The organism is Novosphingobium sp., from assembly GCF_036820275.1.
Lineage (GTDB): Bacteria > Pseudomonadota > Alphaproteobacteria > Sphingomonadales > Sphingomonadaceae > Novosphingobium.
The window spans coordinates 15689-34627 of the sequence record NZ_DAISLT010000037.1 but is presented as its reverse complement, the minus strand read 5'-3'; the positions used below and the strand labels follow the sequence as shown (position 1 = coordinate 34627).

At 63.0% G+C, this 18939-nt stretch carries 28 protein-coding genes; 27 read left to right on the top strand and 1 reads right to left on the bottom strand.

Annotated features, from left to right (window positions below; genetic code table 11):
• The first annotated feature begins 82 nt into the window (after nt 1-82).
• On the top strand, nt 83-2167 hold the full coding sequence (fusA, locus tag V7066_RS22405) for an elongation factor G (RefSeq protein ID WP_334185187.1): 2085 nt from the start codon (nt 83-85) through the stop codon (nt 2165-2167).
• Between the two features lie 90 nt (nt 2168-2257).
• Nucleotides 2258-3448 carry an elongation factor Tu gene (tuf, locus tag V7066_RS22400; protein ID WP_334185186.1) on the top strand — a complete coding sequence of 397 codons (1191 nt, stop codon included), beginning with the start codon at nt 2258-2260 and terminating at the stop codon, nt 3446-3448.
• A gap of 124 nt (nt 3449-3572) precedes the next feature.
• Here tuf and V7066_RS22395 read toward each other — a convergent pair whose 3' ends face one another.
• Nucleotides 3573-4073: a hypothetical protein gene (locus V7066_RS22395; RefSeq protein ID WP_334185185.1), complete on the bottom strand. Its 501-nt coding sequence runs from the start codon at nt 4071-4073 to the stop codon at nt 3573-3575.
• 228 nt (nt 4074-4301) lie between these two features.
• On the opposite strand from V7066_RS22395, the gene rpsJ reads away from it, so the two are divergent.
• The 25 genes from rpsJ to V7066_RS22270 all read left to right on the top strand — a co-directional run bounded on the left by rpsJ (nt 4302) and on the right by V7066_RS22270 (nt 18875).
• Nucleotides 4302-4613: a 30S ribosomal protein S10 gene (gene rpsJ, locus V7066_RS22390; RefSeq protein ID WP_007011873.1), complete on the top strand. Its 312-nt coding sequence runs from the start codon at nt 4302-4304 to the stop codon at nt 4611-4613.
• Nucleotides 4614-4959: 346 nt separating this feature from the next.
• The gene (gene rplC, locus V7066_RS22385) at nt 4960-5715 is read left to right on the top strand and encodes a 50S ribosomal protein L3 (protein ID WP_132263823.1); all 756 of its coding nucleotides are present in this window, start codon (nt 4960-4962) and stop codon (nt 5713-5715) included.
• Nucleotides 5716-5717: 2 nt separating this feature from the next.
• Nucleotides 5718-6344 (top strand): 50S ribosomal protein L4, encoded by a 627-nt coding sequence (gene rplD, locus V7066_RS22380; protein WP_021233445.1) that lies wholly within the window; start codon nt 5718-5720, stop codon nt 6342-6344.
• Nucleotides 6337-6645 (top strand): 50S ribosomal protein L23, encoded by a 309-nt coding sequence (locus tag V7066_RS22375; RefSeq protein ID WP_147219107.1) that lies wholly within the window; start codon nt 6337-6339, stop codon nt 6643-6645. Before rplD ends, V7066_RS22375 begins: the two co-directional genes overlap by 8 nt.
• A 6-nt stretch (nt 6646-6651) precedes the next feature.
• Nucleotides 6652-7488 (top strand): 50S ribosomal protein L2, encoded by an 837-nt coding sequence (gene rplB / locus V7066_RS22370; protein WP_334185184.1) that lies wholly within the window; start codon nt 6652-6654, stop codon nt 7486-7488.
• Nucleotides 7489-7494: 6 nt separating this feature from the next.
• Complete coding sequence (rpsS, locus tag V7066_RS22365) at nt 7495-7773, top strand: 30S ribosomal protein S19 (RefSeq protein WP_086490053.1); 279 nt, start codon at nt 7495-7497, stop codon at nt 7771-7773.
• Nucleotides 7773-8150 (top strand): 50S ribosomal protein L22, encoded by a 378-nt coding sequence (rplV, locus tag V7066_RS22360; RefSeq protein ID WP_132386855.1) that lies wholly within the window; start codon nt 7773-7775, stop codon nt 8148-8150. The genes rpsS and rplV overlap by 1 nt, the downstream gene beginning before the upstream one ends.
• 3 nt (nt 8151-8153) lie before the next feature.
• Nucleotides 8154-8864 (top strand): 30S ribosomal protein S3, encoded by a 711-nt coding sequence (rpsC, locus tag V7066_RS22355; RefSeq protein ID WP_147219111.1) that lies wholly within the window; start codon nt 8154-8156, stop codon nt 8862-8864.
• A gap of 5 nt (nt 8865-8869) precedes the next feature.
• The gene (gene rplP, locus V7066_RS22350) at nt 8870-9304 is read left to right on the top strand and encodes a 50S ribosomal protein L16 (protein WP_021233439.1); all 435 of its coding nucleotides are present in this window, start codon (nt 8870-8872) and stop codon (nt 9302-9304) included.
• 12 nt (nt 9305-9316) lie between these two features.
• On the top strand, nt 9317-9517 hold the full coding sequence (gene rpmC / locus V7066_RS22345) for a 50S ribosomal protein L29 (RefSeq protein ID WP_021233438.1): 201 nt from the start codon (nt 9317-9319) through the stop codon (nt 9515-9517).
• 12 nt (nt 9518-9529) lie between these two features.
• Entirely contained in the window at nt 9530-9799 is a 270-nt protein-coding gene (rpsQ, locus tag V7066_RS22340) for a 30S ribosomal protein S17 (RefSeq protein ID WP_021233437.1), read from the top strand.
• Between the two features lie 203 nt (nt 9800-10002).
• A complete protein-coding gene (gene rplN / locus V7066_RS22335; RefSeq protein WP_086490050.1) occupies nt 10003-10371 on the top strand; it encodes a 50S ribosomal protein L14 in 369 nt (122 codons plus the stop codon).
• The gene (rplX, locus tag V7066_RS22330) at nt 10371-10688 is read left to right on the top strand and encodes a 50S ribosomal protein L24 (RefSeq protein WP_334185183.1); all 318 of its coding nucleotides are present in this window, start codon (nt 10371-10373) and stop codon (nt 10686-10688) included. Before rplN ends, rplX begins: the two co-directional genes overlap by 1 nt.
• Nucleotides 10681-11262 (top strand): 50S ribosomal protein L5, encoded by a 582-nt coding sequence (rplE, locus tag V7066_RS22325; RefSeq protein WP_021233434.1) that lies wholly within the window; start codon nt 10681-10683, stop codon nt 11260-11262. The genes rplX and rplE overlap by 8 nt, the downstream gene beginning before the upstream one ends.
• Before the next feature lie 26 nt (nt 11263-11288).
• On the top strand, nt 11289-11594 hold the full coding sequence (gene rpsN / locus V7066_RS22320; protein WP_054440327.1) for a 30S ribosomal protein S14: 306 nt from the start codon (nt 11289-11291) through the stop codon (nt 11592-11594).
• 12 nt (nt 11595-11606) lie between these two features.
• The gene (gene rpsH, locus V7066_RS22315; RefSeq protein WP_147219115.1) at nt 11607-12002 is read left to right on the top strand and encodes a 30S ribosomal protein S8; all 396 of its coding nucleotides are present in this window, start codon (nt 11607-11609) and stop codon (nt 12000-12002) included.
• On the top strand, nt 12002-12535 hold the full coding sequence (rplF, locus tag V7066_RS22310; protein ID WP_132386843.1) for a 50S ribosomal protein L6: 534 nt from the start codon (nt 12002-12004) through the stop codon (nt 12533-12535). The genes rpsH and rplF overlap by 1 nt, the downstream gene beginning before the upstream one ends.
• On the top strand, nt 12535-12873 hold the full coding sequence (gene rplR / locus V7066_RS22305) for a 50S ribosomal protein L18 (protein ID WP_147219117.1): 339 nt from the start codon (nt 12535-12537) through the stop codon (nt 12871-12873). The genes rplF and rplR overlap by 1 nt, the downstream gene beginning before the upstream one ends.
• A 2-nt stretch (nt 12874-12875) precedes the next feature.
• Nucleotides 12876-13580 carry a 30S ribosomal protein S5 gene (gene rpsE / locus V7066_RS22300; RefSeq protein ID WP_334185182.1) on the top strand — a complete coding sequence of 235 codons (705 nt, stop codon included), beginning with the start codon at nt 12876-12878 and terminating at the stop codon, nt 13578-13580.
• A 6-nt stretch (nt 13581-13586) separates the two neighbouring features.
• Nucleotides 13587-13763: a 50S ribosomal protein L30 gene (rpmD, locus tag V7066_RS22295; protein WP_021233428.1), complete on the top strand. Its 177-nt coding sequence runs from the start codon at nt 13587-13589 to the stop codon at nt 13761-13763.
• Between the two features lie 208 nt (nt 13764-13971).
• Nucleotides 13972-15339 (top strand): hypothetical protein, encoded by a 1368-nt coding sequence (locus V7066_RS22290; protein ID WP_334185181.1) that lies wholly within the window; start codon nt 13972-13974, stop codon nt 15337-15339.
• Nucleotides 15340-15489: 150 nt separating this feature from the next.
• Nucleotides 15490-15969, top strand: coding sequence for a 50S ribosomal protein L15 (gene rplO / locus V7066_RS22285; RefSeq protein ID WP_021233426.1), 480 nt, complete (start codon nt 15490-15492; stop codon nt 15967-15969).
• Nucleotides 15970-16181: 212 nt separating this feature from the next.
• Nucleotides 16182-17549: a preprotein translocase subunit SecY gene (gene secY, locus V7066_RS22280; protein ID WP_334185180.1), complete on the top strand. Its 1368-nt coding sequence runs from the start codon at nt 16182-16184 to the stop codon at nt 17547-17549.
• A gap of 32 nt (nt 17550-17581) precedes the next feature.
• The gene (locus V7066_RS22275; protein WP_334185179.1) at nt 17582-18229 is read left to right on the top strand and encodes an adenylate kinase; all 648 of its coding nucleotides are present in this window, start codon (nt 17582-17584) and stop codon (nt 18227-18229) included.
• Between the two features lie 46 nt (nt 18230-18275).
• Nucleotides 18276-18875: an SRPBCC family protein gene (locus V7066_RS22270; RefSeq protein ID WP_334185178.1), complete on the top strand. Its 600-nt coding sequence runs from the start codon at nt 18276-18278 to the stop codon at nt 18873-18875.
• The last annotated feature ends 64 nt before the right edge of the window (nt 18876-18939 follow it).

The following is an 18939-nucleotide window of genomic DNA, read 5'->3' as shown; positions in this document are numbered from 1 at the left end:
GCGTCACACTTTTAATTCAGGGGGCGAGGTCTTATCTGAAGGCCGCCTCGCTCCCGAAACACTCCTGCTAAGGATTCCCACCATGGCACGCAGCCATCCGCTCAATATGTACCGTAACATCGGTATTATGGCGCACATCGACGCCGGTAAGACCACCACGACCGAGCGTATCCTCTACTACACCGGCAAGTCCTACAAGATCGGCGAAGTCCACGACGGCGCTGCTACCATGGACTGGATGGAGCAGGAGCAGGAACGCGGCATCACCATCACCTCGGCTGCGACCACCTGCTTCTGGACGTCCGAGGGCCAGGAATACCGCATCAACATCATCGACACCCCCGGGCACGTCGACTTCACCATCGAAGTCGAACGCTCGCTGCGCGTGCTCGACGGTGCGGTCGCGTGCTTCGACGGCGTTGCCGGCGTTGAGCCGCAGTCGGAAACCGTGTGGCGCCAGGCTGACAAGTACGGCGTTCCGCGCATGTGCTTCATCAACAAGCTCGACCGTACCGGTGCGAACTTCAAGTACTGCGTGCAGTCGATCATCGACCGCCTCGGTGCGACGCCTGCCGTGCTCTACATTCCGATCGGCCTCGAAGCCGACCTGAAGGGCCTGGTGGACCTGGTTCACAACCGTGCGATCGTCTGGAAGGACGAATCGCTCGGCGCCGAATTCTTCTACGAAGAAATCCCGGCTGAGCTGGCTGACGAAGCCGCCGAGTACCGCACCAAGCTCATCGAACTCGCCGTCGAGCAGGACGACGAGGCGATGGAAGCCTACCTCGAAGGTAACGAGCCGGACGTCGCCACGCTCAAGAAGCTGATCCGCAAGGGTACGCTGGGCCACGCGTTCGTGCCGGTCGTCTGCGGCTCGGCGTTCAAGAACAAGGGCGTTCAGCCCCTGCTCGACGCCGTCGTCGACTACCTGCCTTCGCCGCTCGACATCGAAGACGTCCAGGGCGTCAAGGTCGACAGCGACGAACCCGACAGCCGTCCGCCGGAAGACACCGCACCGTTCTCGGCGCTCGCCTTCAAGGTCATGAACGATCCCTTCGTGGGCTCGCTCACCTTCATCCGCATCTACTCGGGTACGCTCTCGAAGGGCTCGTACCTGAACTCGGTGAAGGGCAAGAAGGAAAAGGTCGGCCGCATTCTCGAAATGCACGCCAACGACCGTAAGGACATCGAAGAAGCCTTCGCGGGCGACATCGTTGCTCTTGCCGGCATGAAGGAAACCACCACGGGCGACACGCTCTGCGCGGAAAAGGCGCCGATCGTTCTCGAACGCATGGAATTCCCCGAGCCGGTCATCGAACTGTCGGTGGAACCGAAGACCAAGGCCGACCAGGAGAAGATGGGCGTCGCGCTCAACCGTCTCTCGGCCGAGGATCCCTCGTTCCGCGTCACCACCGACCACGAGTCGGGCCAGACGATCATCAAGGGCATGGGCGAACTTCACCTGGACATCATCGTCGACCGTATGCGTCGCGAGTTCAAGGTCGAAGCCAACGTCGGCGCTCCGCAGGTCGCCTATCGCGAATACCTCGCCAAGGCTGTCGATGTGGACTACACCCACAAGAAGCAGTCGGGCGGTACCGGTCAGTTCGGTCGCGTGAAGATCAAGGTCACGCCGGGCGAGCGCGGTGCGGGCATCACCTTCAAGGACGAGATCAAGGGCGGTAACATTCCGAAGGAATATATCCCCGCGATCGAAAAGGGCATGCGCGAAACCGCTGCCTCGGGTTCGCTGGTCGGCTTCCCGATCATCGACTTCGACATCGTCCTCTACGACGGTGCCTACCACGACGTCGACTCGTCGGCCCTGGCCTTCGAAATCGCCGGTCGCGGTGCTATGCGTGAAGTCGCCCAGAAGGCCGGCATCAAGCTGCTCGAGCCGATCATGAAGGTCGAAGTCGTCACCCCCGAGGAATACCTCGGCGACGTCATCGGCGACATGAACAGCCGTCGTGGCCAGATCCAGGGCACCGACAGCCGCGGCAATGCCCAGGTTGTCGAGTCCATGGTTCCGCTGGCGAACATGTTCGGCTACGTGAACCAGCTCCGCTCGTTCACCCAGGGTCGTGCAAACTACTCGATGTTCTTCTCCCATTACGACGAAGTCCCGGCGAACGTCGCGGCCGAGGTCAAGGAGAAGCTTGCCTAATCGGCAAGATCATTCTAGGGGCGGCGCCTGTTTCGGCGGGCGCTGCCTCACATTCCCGCAGATTACAATTCAAGCAAAGAAGGTTTGAAAATGGCGAAGGCAAAATTCGAGCGGAACAAGCCGCACTGCAACATCGGCACCATCGGTCACGTTGACCACGGCAAGACCACCCTGACGGCCGCCATCACCAAGGTGATGTCGGAAACCTTCGGCGGTGAAGCCGTTGACTTCGCGAACATCGACAAGGCTCCGGAAGAGCGCGAGCGCGGCATCACGATCTCGACCGCTCACGTCGAGTACGAGACCGAAGCTCGTCACTACGCGCACGTCGACTGCCCGGGTCACGCTGACTACGTGAAGAACATGATCACCGGTGCTGCCCAGATGGACGGCGCTATCCTGGTCGTGAACGCTGCTGACGGCCCGATGCCGCAGACCCGCGAACACATCCTGCTCGCTCGCCAGGTCGGCGTGCCGCAGCTGGTCGTGTACATGAACAAGGTCGACCAGGTCGACGACGAAGAACTGCTTGAGCTCGTCGAACTTGAAGTTCGCGAACTGCTCTCGTCGTACGACTTCGACGGCGACAACATCCCCGTCATCAAGGGTTCGGCTCTGGCCGCCCTCGAAGGCCGTGACGACAACATCGGCAAGAGCTCGATCCTCGAACTCATGAAGGCTGTCGACGACTTCATCCCGCAGCCCCCGCGTCCCACCGACAAGGCATTCCTGATGCCCGTCGAAGACGTGTTCTCGATCTCGGGTCGTGGTACGGTTGTGACCGGCCGCGTCGAAACCGGCATCGTCAAGGTTGGTGAAGAAGTCGAAGTCGTCGGTATCCGCGACACGCAGAAGACCACCGTCACCGGCGTCGAAATGTTCCGCAAGCTGCTCGACCAGGGTGAAGCCGGCGACAACATCGGCGCGCTGGTTCGTGGCCTGAAGCGCGACGACGTGGAGCGTGGCCAGGTTCTCGCCAAGCCGGGCACCGTGACCCCGCACACCGAGTTCTCGGCTGAAGTCTACGTCCTGTCGAAGGACGAAGGCGGCCGTCACACGCCGTTCTTCGCGAACTACCGTCCGCAGTTCTACTTCCGCACCACCGACGTGACCGGCGAAGTGATCCTTCCCGAGGGCACCGAGATGGTCATGCCTGGCGACAACGTTTCGCTGTCGATCAAGCTGATCGCTCCGATTGCCATGGACGAAGGTCTCCGCTTCGCAATCCGCGAAGGCGGCCGCACCGTCGGTTCGGGCGTCGTTGCCACGATCACGAAGTAATTCGTCGATCGGCCAACAACGGCTGAAAGTGATTGGCCCGGCGTCTCGAAAGAGACGCCGGGCTTTTCGCGTTGATGGAGATTGAAAGCGCTGAAAGCCCGGGGGCAAAGCGTGGACGGCGTCTCTACCGCGCCCGCAGCTCGCCCTGTCCGATCTTCCAGGCGTCCGAACCCTTGGGGGCTTCGGGGATGGACTTGAGGTCGATGTAGTAGACCGGCTCCGGCACATGGCCGAACGGTATGGTGATGCAGGGGCCGAGGCAGCCGGGCAGGTCCCAGAGGTCCGGCGGATAGGCAGCGCCCGTGCGTGTGCTCTCGTCCAAGGATTTCGATGCCGGGACGCGTTGGTTGGTGCCGTCGCCGCCGTGGGAGCAGACGACGATCGTGCCGTCATTGCCGCCGTTACTGGCGCGGGCGGCTTCCCGGCAGGCATCGTCCACGGGGCCGCCCGTGGCATCGGGCATGGCGGCGTGGGCAGTGAGCACGTCGGTTTTGTCGAGGTCGATGGGGATGCCCGTTCCGCTGGGGCCGTAGACGGATCTGTCGGCTGCAACGGCGACGGGCGCCAGGCATGCAAGGGACAGCGCGGCGAGCGCGCTGGAAATTGTCGTGGTGATGGGGGACATGGAAAGCGGCTTCTGTTAGGCGTCGCCCTGCCAAGGTAGGGTGCGGGCAGGGTGTAGGGAAGGGCGGATGCGACGAACCGCGTCGGCGGCCTCCCGAAAACCTGGGGCAGAAAACCTGCTGGGCCTCGTGAAATCAGGGGTTGCCCGACTCGCCTTCACCGTGTAGGGGCGCGGTTCGAATTTGACGGGGCCTCGTGCCCTTTGGCTCTTTCTCATCGGTAGTAGGTAATGGAAGCTCAGAACATCCGTATCCGCCTGAAGGCGTTTGACCATCGCGTGCTCGACCAGGCCACTGGCGAAATCGCTGACACGGCCCGCCGCACCGGCGCTCTGATTCGTGGGCCCATTCCCCTGCCGACGAAGATCGAGAAGTTCACGGTCAACCGTGGTCCGCACATCGACAAGAAGTCGCGTGAGCAGTTCGAAGTCCGCACCTACAAGCGTCTGCTTGACATCGTGCAGCCGAACGCAGCTACCGTCGACGCTCTGATGAAGCTCGACCTGGCTGCCGGCGTGAACGTCGAGATCAAGCTGGCCTGAGCCGGTTTTTCGGGGTGACCTTCCAGGTTGCCCCGACAGTCTTTTGATCGGACTTTAAACGATCGGTGAATTTCGGATCTCCGGATCCAGATTACCTTGTCGGCCATGAGGCCGGCTTTGCGAACGAAAGTTCGCAGAGACAGCGCCCCGAAGGGAAACCGAGGGGACACAAGGGATACCTCCGCCGTCTCCTTCGGGAGGCGTCGGGAATGCGTCCCCCGTCTCGTTTCCGCGGTCCATAGTGGACTTGCAGGGAACACCTGACCCGGACGGGGTTCGTATCATAACAGGGTTGGACACGCGTACGAGGGATGGTCCTGCGTACGCCTCTGTAAGGAGAAAGGTCATGCGTACAGGCGTGATCGCCAAGAAAGTCGGGATGACCCGCCTGTTCCAGGAGGACGGTCGCCACGTGCCCGTCACTGTCCTGGCACTTGAAGACTGTCAGGTGGTTTCGGTTCGTACTGCTGATCGTGACGGCTACGTCGCGGTTCAGCTCGGTGCGGGCGAAGCAAAGCAGAAGAACGTTGCCAAGCCGCAGCGTGAACACTTCGCAAAGGCTCAGGTTCCCCTGAAGATGCGCGTCGCGGAATTCCGCGTCGCCGACGACGCCCTCCTCGAAGTCGGCGCCACGATCGCTGCCTCGCACTTTGTGCCCGGCCAGCTGGTCGACGTGGGTGGTCACACCCAGGGCAAGGGCTTCCAGGGCGCCATGAAGCGCTGGGGCTTCGGCGGTATGCGCGCCACCCACGGTGTTTCGATCTCGCACCGTGCGCACGGTTCGACGGGTAACCGTCAGGATCCGGGCAAGGTGTTCAAGAACAAGAAGATGGCCGGCCACATGGGCGACCGTCAGCGCACCCAGCAGAACCTCGAAGTCGTCCGCGTGGACGACGAGCGTGGCCTGATCTTCGTCAAGGGCTCGGTCCCCGGTTCGAAGAACGCCTGGCTCACCGTTTCGGACGCCGTCAAGGTCGACCGTCACGCCGAGGCTCCGTACCCCGCCGGCATCAAGTCGGCCAGCAACACCAATGATACGGCCGCTGCCGTGACCCCGGCCGAAGCCGCGGCTCCCGAAGCGACCGAAGGCCAGGAGGGCTAATCATGAAGGTTCAGGTCCTCAACATCGACGGTTCGGCCGCCAACGCCGACATCGAACTGTCGGACGACGTGTTCGGTCTCGAACCGCGCGCGGACATCCTGCACCGCGTCGTCACCTGGCAGCTTGAAAACCGTCGCGGCATCGCCCGTGCGACCCGCGAGCGTTCGGACGTTGCCCGTACCGGCAAGAAGTTCGGCCGCCAGAAGGGTGGCGGTACCGCCCGTCACGGCGACCGCGCTGCTCCGGTGTTCATCGGTGGTGGTAAGGCTCACGGTGCCCGTCGCCGCGAGTTCAACATCTCGCTGAACAAGAAGATCCGTGCACTCGGTCTGAAGATGGCTCTTTCGGCCAAGGCTCAGAACGGTCTCGTGATCGTCGACTCGCTCGACGTTTCCGACGCCAAGACCAAGGCTCTCGCCGGTCAGCTCGCCAAGGCGAACTTCGGCAAGAAGGTTCTCGTCATGGACGGTGAGCAGGTCAACGAGGGCTTCGCCCTGGCTGCCCGCAACATCGTCGGCGTGAACGTGCTCCCGGCTGTCGGCGCGAACGTCTACGACATCCTGAAGCATGATACGCTGGTGTTGACGCGCGCCGCTGTCGAAAAGCTGGAGGCGCGTTTCAATGGCTAAGACCGTGGACATCCGTCACTACGACGTGATCCTCTCGCCGCACATCACCGAGAAGTCGACCCTGCTTTCCGAGCAGAACGCCGTCGTCTTCAAGGTTGCTGACAAGGCGACCAAGCCCGAGATCAAGGCCGCCGTCGAAGCTCTCTTCGACGTCAAGGTCACCGGCGTGAACACGCTGGTCGTCAAGGGCAAGACCAAGCGCTGGCGCGGTAAGGCTTACCGCCGCAGCGACGTGAAGAAGGCGATTGTCACGCTGGCCGAAGGTCAGTCGATCGACATCACCGAAGGCGCGCGGGGTTAATTTCCGATGGCACTCAAGACTTACAACCCGACCAGCCCCGCACGCCGCGGCCTGGTCCTCGTCGACAAGTCGTCGCTCTGGAAGGGCAAGCCCCTCAAGGCGCTGACCGAAGGCAAGAGCAAGACCGGCGGCCGCAACAACAAGGGTCACGTGACCTCGCGCGGCATCGCCGGTGGTCACAAGCAGAAGTACCGCTTCATCGACTTCAAGCGTCGTAAGTGGGACATGGAAGCGACCGTGGAGCGTATCGAATACGATCCCAACCGCACCGCTTTCATCGCGCTCGTGAAGTACACCGACGGTGAACTGACCTACATCATCGCGCCGCAGCGCCTCGCCGTCGGCGACGTCGTGATCGCCGGTGAAAAGACCGACGTGAAGCCCGGCAACGCCATGCTTCTGTCGCAGATGCCGGTCGGCACGATCTGCCACAACGTCGAGATGAAGCCCGGCAAGGGTGGTCAGATCGCCCGTTCGGCAGGCACCTATGTGCAGGTCGTCGGTCGTGACCGCGGCATGGTCATCGTTCGCCTCAACTCGGGTGAGCAGCGCTACCTGCGTGGCGACTGCATGGGCACCGTTGGCGCCGTGTCGAACCCCGACAACGCCAACCAGACCCTCGCCAAGGCCGGTCGCGGCCGTTGGCTGGGCCGTCGCCCGCTGACCCGCGGTGTTGCCAAGAACCCGGTCGACCACCCGCACGGTGGTGGTGAAGGCCGTACCTCGGGCGGCCGTCACCCGGTCACTCCGTGGGGCAAGCCGACCAAGGGCGCTCGCACTCGCAACAACAAGCAGACGGACAAGATGATCATCCGTTCGCGCCACGCCAAGAAGAAGAGGTAAGACACGATGGCACGTTCCGTCTGGAAAGGCCCCTTCGTCGACCTGTACCTTCTCAAGAAGGCCGAGGTCGCGCAGGATGCCGGTGCAAAGGCTGCTCCGATCAAGACCTGGTCGCGTCGCTCCACCATCCTTCCGCAGTTCGTTGGCCTGACCTTCCAGGTCTACAACGGACACAAGTTCATCCCGGTCTCGGTCAACGAGGACATGGTCGGCCACAAGCTCGGTGAATTCGCGCCCACGCGTACCTTCCCCGGCCACGCTGCCGACAAGAAGGGCAAGCGCTAATGAGCAAGCAGGCAGCACCCCGCCGCGTCGGCGAGAAGGAAGCTCTTGCGGTCGGCACCACCATTCGTGGTTCCGCCCAGAAGCTCAACCTCGTCGCCGCCCTGATCCGCGGCCGCAAGGTCGAAGACGCGATGAACATCCTGGCCTTCTCCAAGAAGGCGATGGCCCAGGACGCGCGCAAGATCCTCGCTTCGGCGATCGCGAACGCGGAAAACAACCACAACCTCGACGTCGACGCTCTCGTCGTCGCCGAGGCGTCGGTCGGCAAGTCGATCACCATGAAGCGTTTCCACGCTCGTGGTCGCGGCAAGTCCACCCGTATCCTCAAGCCGTTTTCGCGCCTGCGGATCGTCGTTCGCGAAGTCGAGGAGGCCTGATCCATGGGTCATAAGAGCAATCCGATCGGTCTGCGTCTGCAGATCAACCGTACCTGGGACAGCCGCTGGTTCGCGGAAGGCCGGGACTACGGCAAGCTGCTTGAGGAAGACCTCAAGATCCGCAAGTTCATCGTCGCGAAGCTGCCCCAGGCCGCTATCTCGAAGGTGGTGATCGAGCGTCCGGCCAAGCTGTGCCGCATCTCGATCTATGCAGCCCGTCCCGGTGTGATCATCGGCAAGAAGGGTGCGGACATCGAGAAGCTCCGCAAGGAGCTGGCGAAGATCACCAGCAGCGAAGTGAAGCTGAACATCGTCGAAATCCGCAAGCCGGAAGTCGATTCGAAGCTCGTCGCTCAGGGCATCGCCGATCAGCTGATCCGCCGCGTTGCGTTCCGTCGTGCGATGAAGCGCGCCGTTCAGTCGGCTCTTCGTCTCGGCGCCGAAGGCATCAAGATCACCTGCGGTGGTCGCCTTGGCGGTGCGGAAATCGCGCGTACCGAATGGTACCGTGAAGGCCGCGTGCCGCTTCACACCCTGCGTGCCAACATCGACTATGCCGAAGCCGAGGCGCTGACCGCCTATGGCATCATCGGCATCAAGGTCTGGATCTTCAAGGGCGAAATCCTTGGCCACGACCCGATGGCGCAGGACCGCCTGATGATGGAGGCTCAGACCTCCGGCGTGCGTCCGGCACGCGATGACCGCAGGAACTAAGAGTCATGCTGCAACCGAAGAAGACCAAGTTCCGCAAGGCCTTCAAGGGCCGGATCAAGGGTGATGCCAAGGGCGGCACCGACCTGAACTTCGGCTCCTACGGCCTCAAGGCCCTTGAGCCCGAGCGGATCACCGCCCGCCAGATCGAAGCGGCTCGCCGCGCGATCACGCGTCACATCAAGCGCCAGGGTCGTCTCTGGATCCGCGTCTTCCCCGACGTGCCGGTTTCGAAGAAGCCTGCTGAAGTCCGTCAGGGTAAGGGCAAGGGTTCGGTTGAATACTGGGCTGCCCGCGTCAAGCCGGGCCGCATCCTGTTCGAACTGGACGGCGTCGCTGGCCCCCTCGCAGCCGAGGCTTTCAGCCGCGCTGCGATGAAGCTGCCGATCAAGACCAAGGTCGTGGCTCGCCTCGGCGACACCTCGCACCTTGGCGGCGAGTAAGGAAGTCGAATCATGGCTAACAAGATCGAAGACCTTCGCGCCAAGACCGACGACCAGCTCACCGCTGATCTCGTCGAGCTGAAGCGCGAGCAGTTCAACCTGCGGTTCCAGGCCGCGACCAGCCAGCTTGAAGCGCCCGCGCGCATCAAGCAGGTGCGTCGTGACATCGCCCGCATCAAGACGCTCCAGGCCGAGCGTGCGGCGCAGGCCTAAGGAGGAAACACGATGCCCAAGCGTATTCTGATCGGGACCGTCGTTTCCGACAAGACCGACAAGACCGTGACCGTGCTGGTCGAGCGCAAGGTGAAGCACCCCCTTTACGGGAAGATCATCCGTCGCTCGAAGAAGTACCACGCTCACGACGAAGACAACGCCTTCAAGACCGGCGAACGCGTCCGGATCGAGGAGACGAAGCCCTTCTCGAAGACCAAGACCTGGAAGGTTCTTGACCGTCTTCAGGCGAGCAAGGGTACCGCGCTCGAAGCCGAGGTATAAGATTTGGACCGGCCATGTCGTTGAAGACATGGCCGGTTCGATCTGCCTCGGCCTCAGGGCCGGACAAGAGTGTTGACCTGGACGGCGGAATGCGTCAAATGCGCGCACTTCGCCCGTCTGGGCGACTCGGGCCCCTCGTGGGCCTGTCTTTTTAGGAACTGCCGGACTTGTTCCGGCAAGCCAGTTGAGAAGGACTCGGATCGATGATCCAGATGCAATCCAATCTCGACGTCGCGGACAACAGCGGCGCAAAGCGCGTTCAGTGCATCAAGGTGCTGGGCGGGTCGAAGCGTCGTTTCGCAGGCGTCGGCGACATCATCGTGGTGTCGGTGAAGGAGGCGCAGCCCCGCGCTCGCGTCAAGAAGGGCGACGTTCACCGTGCGGTGATCGTGCGTACCCGCAAAGACGTCCGTCGTACCGACGGCAGCGTTATCCGCTTCGACAGCAACGCAGCGGTGCTCATCAACAAGAACGAGGAGCCGATCGGCACCCGTATCTTTGGCCCCGTCGTGCGCGAGCTTCGCGGCAAGGGCTTCATGAAGATCATCTCGCTTGCTCCGGAGGTGCTGTAATGGCTGCCGCGAAGATCAAGAAGGGTGACTCCGTCGTCGTCCTGTCCGGCAAGGACAAGGGCCGCACCGGCACCGTGCTTCAGGTTCTCCCGAAGGACGCCAAGGTCGTGGTCGAGGGCGTGAACGTCGCTACCAAGCACCGCAAGCCGACCCAGCAGAACCCGCAGGGCGGCATCGAGCGTACGCCGGCTCCGATGGCGATCTGCAAGGTTGCCGTTGCCGACAAGGACGGCAAGCCGACCCGCGTTCGCTTCGAAACCAAGGACGGCAAGAAGGTCCGCGTGGCCGTGAAGTCCGGGGAGACCATCGATGGCTGAGAAGTACACTCCGCGTCTGCGCTCGAAGTACGACGCTGAAATCGCGAAGGCGATGACCGAGAAGTTCGGTTACAAGAACGTGATGGAAGTGCCGAAGATCGAGAAGATCACGCTCAACATGGGCGTCGGCGAAGCGAGCCAGGACAAGAAGAAGGTCCAGACCGCTGCTGCCGAGATGGAAGCCATCGCCGGTCAGAAGCCCGTCGTGACCAAGGCCCGCAAGTCGATCGCACAGTTCAAGCTGCGCGAAGGCATGCCGATCGGCTGCAAGGTGACGCTCCGCCGGGAGCGCATGTACGAATTCCTCGATCGTCTCGTCACCATCGCGATGCCCCGCATCCGCGACTTCCGTGGCCTGAACCCCAAGTCGTTCGACGGTCGCGGCAACTACGCGATGGGTCTCAAGGAGCAGATCATCTTCCCGGAGATCAGCTACGACAAGATCGAGAAGGTGCGTGGCATGGACATCATCGTCACCACCACTGCGAAGACCGACGAGGAAGCACGCGAACTGCTTCGTCTGTTCGGTTTCCCGTTCCCGGCTGAAGAGTCGGAACAGAAGGAAGCGGCGTGAGCCGCTGAGGAAGAGAGCTTAAGTCCATGGCGAAACTGAGTTCCGTGAACAAGAACGAGCGCCGCAAGCAGCTCGTTAAGAAGTATGCAGGCAAGTACGCGCGCCTGAAGGCAGTTGCCGATGACGAATCGCTCGATGAAACCGAGCGCCTCATCGCCCGCCTGAAGCTGGCCGAAATCCCGCGCAACGGTAACCCGACCCGGGTTCGCAACCGTTGTGCGACGACCGGTCGTCCGCGCGGTTACTACCGCAAGTTTGGTCTCTGCCGCATCGAGCTGCGCGATCTTGCCAACAAGGGCATGATCCCCGGCGTGACCAAGTCGAGCTGGTAAGGGTACGAAGCAATGGCTATGACCGATCCCCTGGGTGATATGCTCACCCGCATCCGTAACGGACAGCAGGCGAAGAAGGACACCGTCCTGTCGCCCGCTTCCAAGCTTCGTGCTCGCGTGCTCGAAGTGCTTCAGCGCGAAGGCTACATCCGTGGCTTCAGCGATGACGCCACCGGCGCGCACCCGCAGCTTCGCATCGAGCTGAAGTACTTCGAAGGCGAACCCGCCATCAAGCACATCGCTCGCGTCTCCAAGCCTGGCCGCCGCGTCTACTCGGGTTCGAAGGAACTCCCGGTTGTTCGCAACGGTCTCGGCATCACCATCGTCTCGACGCCCCGCGGCGTGCTTTCGGATGCCGAAGCCCGCTCGCAGAACGTCGGTGGCGAAGTGCTGGCGGAGGTGTTCTAATGAGCCGCATCGGCAAGAAGCCGGTTGTGATCCCTGGCGGGGTCACTGCCGCCATCGACAACGGCGTGCTTAGCGTAAAGGGCCCCAAGGGCACCCTGACGCTGGGTCTGTCGGACCTCGTGACCTACTCGGTCGAAGAAGGTTCGATCGCCGTTCAGCCTGCCAACCAGACCAAGGCTGCCCGCAGCCACTGGGGCATGCAGCGCACCCTCGTTTCGAACCTCGTTGAAGGCGTGACCAACGGCTTCTCCAAGGTCCTCGAAATCAAGGGTGTCGGCTACCGCGCCGCGGCTCAGGGCAAGAACCTGAAGCTCCAGCTCGGCTATTCGCACGACGTGGACATCGCTGTGCCGGAAGGCATCGAGATCAAGACCCCGGATAACACCACGGTCGAGATTTCGGGTATCGACAAGCAGAAGGTCGGCCAACTCGCGGCCGAGATCCGTCGCTGGCGCAAGCCCGAACCCTACAAGGGCAAGGGCATCAAGTACCGCGGCGAATTCATCTTCCGCAAGGAAGGGAAGAAGAAGTAATGGCCAAGCTTTCCCTTTTCGAGCGCCGTCGCCGGCGCGTCCGCACGGCCCTCAAGGCCCGTGCGGGTGGTCGTCCCCGTCTGTCGGTGCACCGCACCGGCCGCCACATCTATGCGCAGATCATCGACGATGCGCAGGGCCACACCGTAGCTGCCGCCAACACGCTTGGCGCCAAGGGCACCGATACCGATGCCGCAGTTCGCGTTGGCAAGGAACTCGCCGAGGCCGCCAAGAAGGCGGGTGTTACCTCGGTTGTGTTCGACCGTGGCGGTTTCCTCTTCCATGGCCGCGTCAAGGCGCTGGCCGAAGCCGCCCGTGAAGGCGGGCTGGAGTTCTGATCATGGCTGACGAAAACACCGAAATCCAGACCGACGTCCCGGCCGCTGAAGGCCAGGAAGTCCGTGAAGGTCGCGGTCGCGGTCGCGGCCGTGGCGAACGCGGCGAGCGTGGCGGCCGTGGCCGTCGCGACGACCGCCGTGGCGGCCGTGGCAACAACGAGGAAGAACAGGGCGAGGAGCTCATCGAGAAGCTCGTCCACATCAACCGCGTTTCGAAGACCGTTAAGGGCGGCAAGCGCTTTGGTTTCGCAGCTCTGGTCGTCGTTGGCGACGGCAAGGGCCGCGTCGGCTTCGGCCATGCCAAGGCTCGCGAAGTTCCCGAGGCGATCACCAAGGCCACTGCTTCTGCCAAGAAGAAGATGGTCCGCGTGGCGCTCAAGGAAGGCCGTACGCTTCACCACGACGGCCGTGGCCACTTCGGCGCCGGCAAGGTGAATGTCCGTTCGGCTCCGGCCGGTACCGGCATCATCGCTGGTGGTCCGATGCGCGCCGTGTTCGAAAGCCTCGGCGTTGCTGACGTCGTGACCAAGTCGGTCGGCACTTCGAACCCCTACAACATGATCCGCGCCACCTTCGACGCGCTCGTCAACCAGACTTCGCCGAAGTCGGTTGCCCAGCGTCGTGGCAAGAAGGTAGCCGACCTGCTGGGTCGCGGCGGCGCAAGCGAAGCAGAGGCGGAAGCCGCTGCTGAAGCCATCGCGGAGTAATCAGTCATGGCAAAGATCAAGATCAAGCAGATCGGTTCGCCGATCCGTCGTCCCGAAAGCCAGAAGAAGATCCTCATCGGTCTTGGCCTCGGCAAGATGCACAAGGTCGTCGAGCGCGAAGACACCCCGGAAGTCCGTGGTGCGATCGCCAAGCTGCCGCACATGGTTGCGGTGATCGACTGATCGACCTGCTTCAGGCGAACACTTGAAAAGGCCCCGGCGGAAACGTCGGGGCCTTTTCTCGTTTCGGGCGGTTTCTCGTTTCGGGGCTGGCGCTTAGGCTGTGCTTATCTATGCGGCGTAAAATCGTTCATTGGTTGCGTCTCAGCCTCCCCTAACCGCCCGGACTTGTGCTAAGCGCGGCGGGATTTGGATTTCCCTGGGGGATACATTGCTTCGCAGGACCATCGCGGCCTCATCGTTATGCCTGGCCGCTCTCGCCCTTTCCTCGTGCGAAGGCAGCGAGCCGAGCGATAATGGCGAGACTTACGTGCAGGAAAGTCCGGCGGCCGAGCCGGCCTGCAACGATCCGCTTGCCGACCCGGCCACGCTGGAGCGGGATCGCCTCGCGGACAAGGCGCTGAAGGCGCTGCTCGCCGGCGGCAAGGCCGATCCGGTGGCGGAAGCACACAAGGCCGCTGCGGCGGGCGATTTCCGCCTTGTCGCCGCCGTGACGCAGGACGGTATCGATACCGCCGAATTCGGCGCGCAATGCGTGCTGCGCGGAGGGCTTTCGCCGCGGATGGCGCGGGTCGTGACCTACTTCGGTGAGGATGCCGAACCGACGCCCGCGCCCAGCGAGGCGCCGGGCGCGGAGGGCGAGGACAAGCTCGGGACCTTCGCACGCAGCTTCAACCAGACGCTGATCGCCGACCCGGCCTATCCCTATCGGGATGTCTGCCGCGCCGTCGCAGTTCCCGATGAACTGGAAGTCGTCGAGGCGGCCGAAAGCAAGGGCGAGAAGGCCGGAAAGGTAAAAGGCAAGGTTGAGGGCAAGGCAGGGGGCAAGGAAGCGTCTAACGCCAAACCCGCCGCCAAGCCTGTCGCCAAGACTGCCTCAAAGGCGGTCTCTCGGACTTACGGCTATGCCGACCTCGGGCCGATGCCGGAAAATCCGACACTGGCCGACGCCGCGCGCCGGGGCAATGTTTCGGTGCTGCGCCGTCTCCTTGACGAGGAGCCTAGCGCGGAGGCGACGGGCGATGCCCTGGACGGTCCTACCACGATTGATTCGCCGGACCTCTTCGGAATGACGCCGCTGGCTTGGGCTGTGGCCTATCGCCGCGATGCCGCCGTACGCTTCCTGCTTTCGCGTGAGGCCAGCCCGTCGGGCGCGCAGTGCCAGGCGCTGGTCGATCGCGATTCGCCGATGCAGATCGCCCGTGCGCAATCCTGGTTGGCGCTGGTGCTGCGGATGAAGGCGCTGGTCTCGGAGCAGGACTATGCGGGCCTCGCCGAAGTTCCGGCGCTGGCGGACGGCAGCAAGGCCGCGTTCAACACCGAACTCGCGAAGCTGGGCGAGCGTTACGGGACGATCTTCAACAAGGATTCGATGACCCGGCACGAGCTGAAGTTCACCGTCGACCCCAAGGGCGGGGTCAAGTCCTGCGTGTTCGAGCCGAAGACGGTCTCGCCGGAGTTCGATTCGGATATCTGCAAGCTGGGCAAGGACCTGCTCAAGTGGACGCCCGCCCGCGATCCGGAAGGCCGCGTGGTTTCAGGCGACGCCAAGCTGATGATCCGCCTGCGCGGCAGTTGACCGCGGGTTTCCGGATACTCCGTCCCGATTCGGTCGCTAGATGCCGCATCCGGGCCGCATCTGGATTCTTGGGGGGTGACAACAGGGCGCGCTTCGCTTATGGGCGCGCCTTCCTATTAGCGCGACTAAAAGCGAAAGCGAGTGCAGACTATGAAACTGAATGATATCCGCGACAATGCTGGCGCCCGTCACCGTCGTATCCGCGTTGGTCGCGGCATCGGCTCGGGCAAGGGCAAGACCGCTGGCCGCGGCCAGAAGGGTGCCAAGGCACGTTCGGGCGTCTCGATCAACGGCTTCGAGGGCGGCCAGATGCCGCTTCACATGCGTCTTCCGAAGCGCGGCTTCTCGAACAAGAAGTTCGCCAAGGACTACGCAGAAGTGAACCTCGGCATGATCCAGAAGGCGATCGAATCGGGCAAGCTCGACATCTCGGGCGTGGTCGATCACGCCGTTCTCCAGGCTGCCGGCCTGGCCCGTGGCGGCAAGGACGGCGTGCGCCTCCTCGCCAAGGGTGAACTGACCGAGAAGGTCGAGTTCAACGTTGCCGGTGCTTCGAAGAGCGCCGTTGCTGCGGTCGAGAAGGCCGGTGGTTCGGTGATCCTTCCTGCCAAGGAAGCCGCCGAGGCCTGAGGCATCGCAATCGCGATATGCTCATAGGGAGAGGGCGGGCGCCATGCGCTTCGCCCTCTCTTTATTCAGACTTCCCGCAAGTGGCCTTTCCAGGCAGGTCTTTCAGACTCGGCGCGAATGTCTATATGAGCGGACCAGAACCGGGGTTCGACAAGCCTTCTTGCAGTCGCTAAGGCAGACCCGAACCGACTATCGAGGCTTTACACATCGTCATGGCTTCACGCGCCGACAATATCGCCAGCACACTGAGCCTGGCCAACTTCTCGAAGGCGACCGAGCTCAAGAACCGAATCTGGTTCACCATCGGCGCCCTGATCGTTTTCCGCTTCCTCAGCTTCGTGCCGCTACCCGGCGTGAACCCGTTGATCCTGTCTCAGCTCTACAGCAAGACTCAGGGCGGTATTCTCGATCTCTTCAACACCTTCTCGGGCGGCTCGCTTTCGCGCATGAGCCTGATCGCGCTGGGCGTGATGCCTTACATCACCAGCTCGATCGTCGTGCAGCTCGCCGCTTCGCTTCACCCGGCGCTCGTCGCGCTGAAGAAGGAAGGCGAGGCCGGTCGCAAGAAGCTGAACCAGTACACGCGCTACGGTGCCGTGCTGCTCTGCGCGATCCAGGGCTGGTTCCTGGCCGTCAGCCTCGAAGCCTATGGCGCCTCAAGCGGTCTCCAGGCCGTGGTCGATCCGGGCATGGTGTTCCGAATCGGTGCGGTGATCTCGCTGGTCGGCGGTACGATGTTCCTGCTGTGGCTGGGTGAGCAGATCACCTCGCGCGGCATCGGCAACGGCGTTTCGCTGATCATCATGGCGGGTATCGTCGCGCAGATGCCGACGTTCGCCAGCAATGTCGGCCAGGCCTACAGTGCCGGCGACACCGGTTCGGTCCTCATCATCTTCCTGATCGTGCTGATCGTGGCGATGATCCTGATGATCTGCTTTGCCGAGCGTGCGCAGCGCCGCCTGCTGATCCAGTATCCGAAGCGCGCGACGCAGCGCGGGATGATGCAGGCCGATCGCAGCCACCTGCCGCTGAAGATCAACACCGCGGGCGTGATCCCGCCGATCTTCGCCAGCTCGCTGCTGCTGCTGCCGCTCACCATCACGCAGTTCGCCGGCAAGTCGCTGAATCCCGAATCGACCGGTGGCAAGATCGTGATCGCGCTCAACCAGTACCTCGGTCACGGCAAGCCGCTCTACATGCTGCTCTATGCAGCCGGCATCATCTTCTTCTCGTTCTTCTACACCGCTGTCGTCTTCAATCCTGAGGAAACGGCCGAGAATCTGAAGAAGAACGGTGGCTTCATTCCCGGTATCCGTCCGGGCAAGAACACCGCGAACTATCTCGACTACGTGCTGACCCGCGTGACCGTGATCGGCGCGATCTACCTGACCATCGTCTGCACCGTTCCCGAGTATTTCCTCTCGATGACCGGTCTGCCGCTGCTGTTCATGGGTGGGACGAGCCTGCTGATCGTCGTCAACGTCACCGTCGATACGATCACCCAGATCCAGTCGCACCTGCTGGCGCACCAGTACGGCGACCTGATCAAGAAGGCGAAACTGAAGGGCCGCATGCGCTGAGGGCGCATTCAGGGACAGATGAGGGGTAAGACGTGAATATCATCCTGTTGGGCCCGCCGGGGGCGGGCAAGGGGACGCAGGCGCAGCGTCTGGTCGAACGCCATGGCATGCGCCAGCTCTCGACCGGGGACATGCTGCGTGCCGCCGTCAAGGCGGGGACACCCACGGGTCTCGAAGCCAAGGCGGTGATGGAGCGGGGCGAACTGGTTTCCGACGCCATCGTCTCGGCGCTGATCGGCGACGAACTCGACGCGATGGGCGCCGACACCGGAGCCATCTTCGACGGCTATCCGCGCACGGCCGCACAGGCCGAGTCGCTGGACTCCATCCTGGCCGAACGCGGCCGCAAGCTCGATCACGTGGTCGAACTCGAAGTGAATGAGGATGCGCTGGTCGAGCGCATCACCGGCCGCTTCACCTGTGCCACCTGCGGCAAGGGCTACCACGACAAGTTCGAGCAGCCGAAGGTTGCAGGCGTCTGCGACAAGTGCGGCGGTACCGAGTTCAAGCGTCGTCCCGACGACAATGCCGAGACCGTCCGCACCCGTCTGGCCGAATACCGCGCCAAGACCGCGCCGATCCTGCCGATCTACGAGGCGCGCGGGATCGTTGCCAAGGTGGACGGCATGGCCGACATGGATCACGTCTCCGCAGCGATTGAAGCTGTTTTCAAGTCCTGACATAACCGGCCGGACCTTGGGTTCGGTCGGTAACAGGGGACTTGCAATGAGAAGCGCCGTCCGGTTCTGCCTGGTCGCCCTTTGGGCGGCAGGCGCTTTCTTCGGGCAGTCCGCGCAGGCGCGGATTGCCGAGACCTCCGAGCAGGGCATCGTGTTGCGCTATGTCGCCGCGGTGCCCGGTTCTCCCGAAAAGGCATGGACTGTTCTGGTCGCCCCCGCATTGTGGTGGGACGGCGCGCACAGCTATTCCGGCGATTCCGCCAATCTGACCATCGATCCGCGCGCGGGCGGATGCTTCTGCGAACGGCTTCCGGCCAGTGCAGGTGACGGCGCAGGCAAGGACGATCGCGGCAGTGTCGAGCACATGCGCGTGATCCACGCCGACAAAGCCAGGCTGCTGCGCATGAGCGGGGCGCTCGGACCGCTTCAGGCCGAGGCGGTACAGGGCGCGATGACCTTCACTCTCGCGCCGCTGGAAGACCGGGGGCAGGGCGGCACGCGGATCGTCGTCGAATATGTCCTGGGCGGCTATTCGCGGGCCGGACTTTCCCGAATCGCACCGGCGGTCGATGCCGTGCTGGGTTCCCAGATCGAGCGGCTCGCCCGCAAGCTCGGCGGTCGGATCGAGCCGGAGGCTGCGCGGTAACGGCGCCGGAGAATACCGGAAGGTTGCGCATCGTCTTGCAACACCTGCCGATTCTTTGACTAAA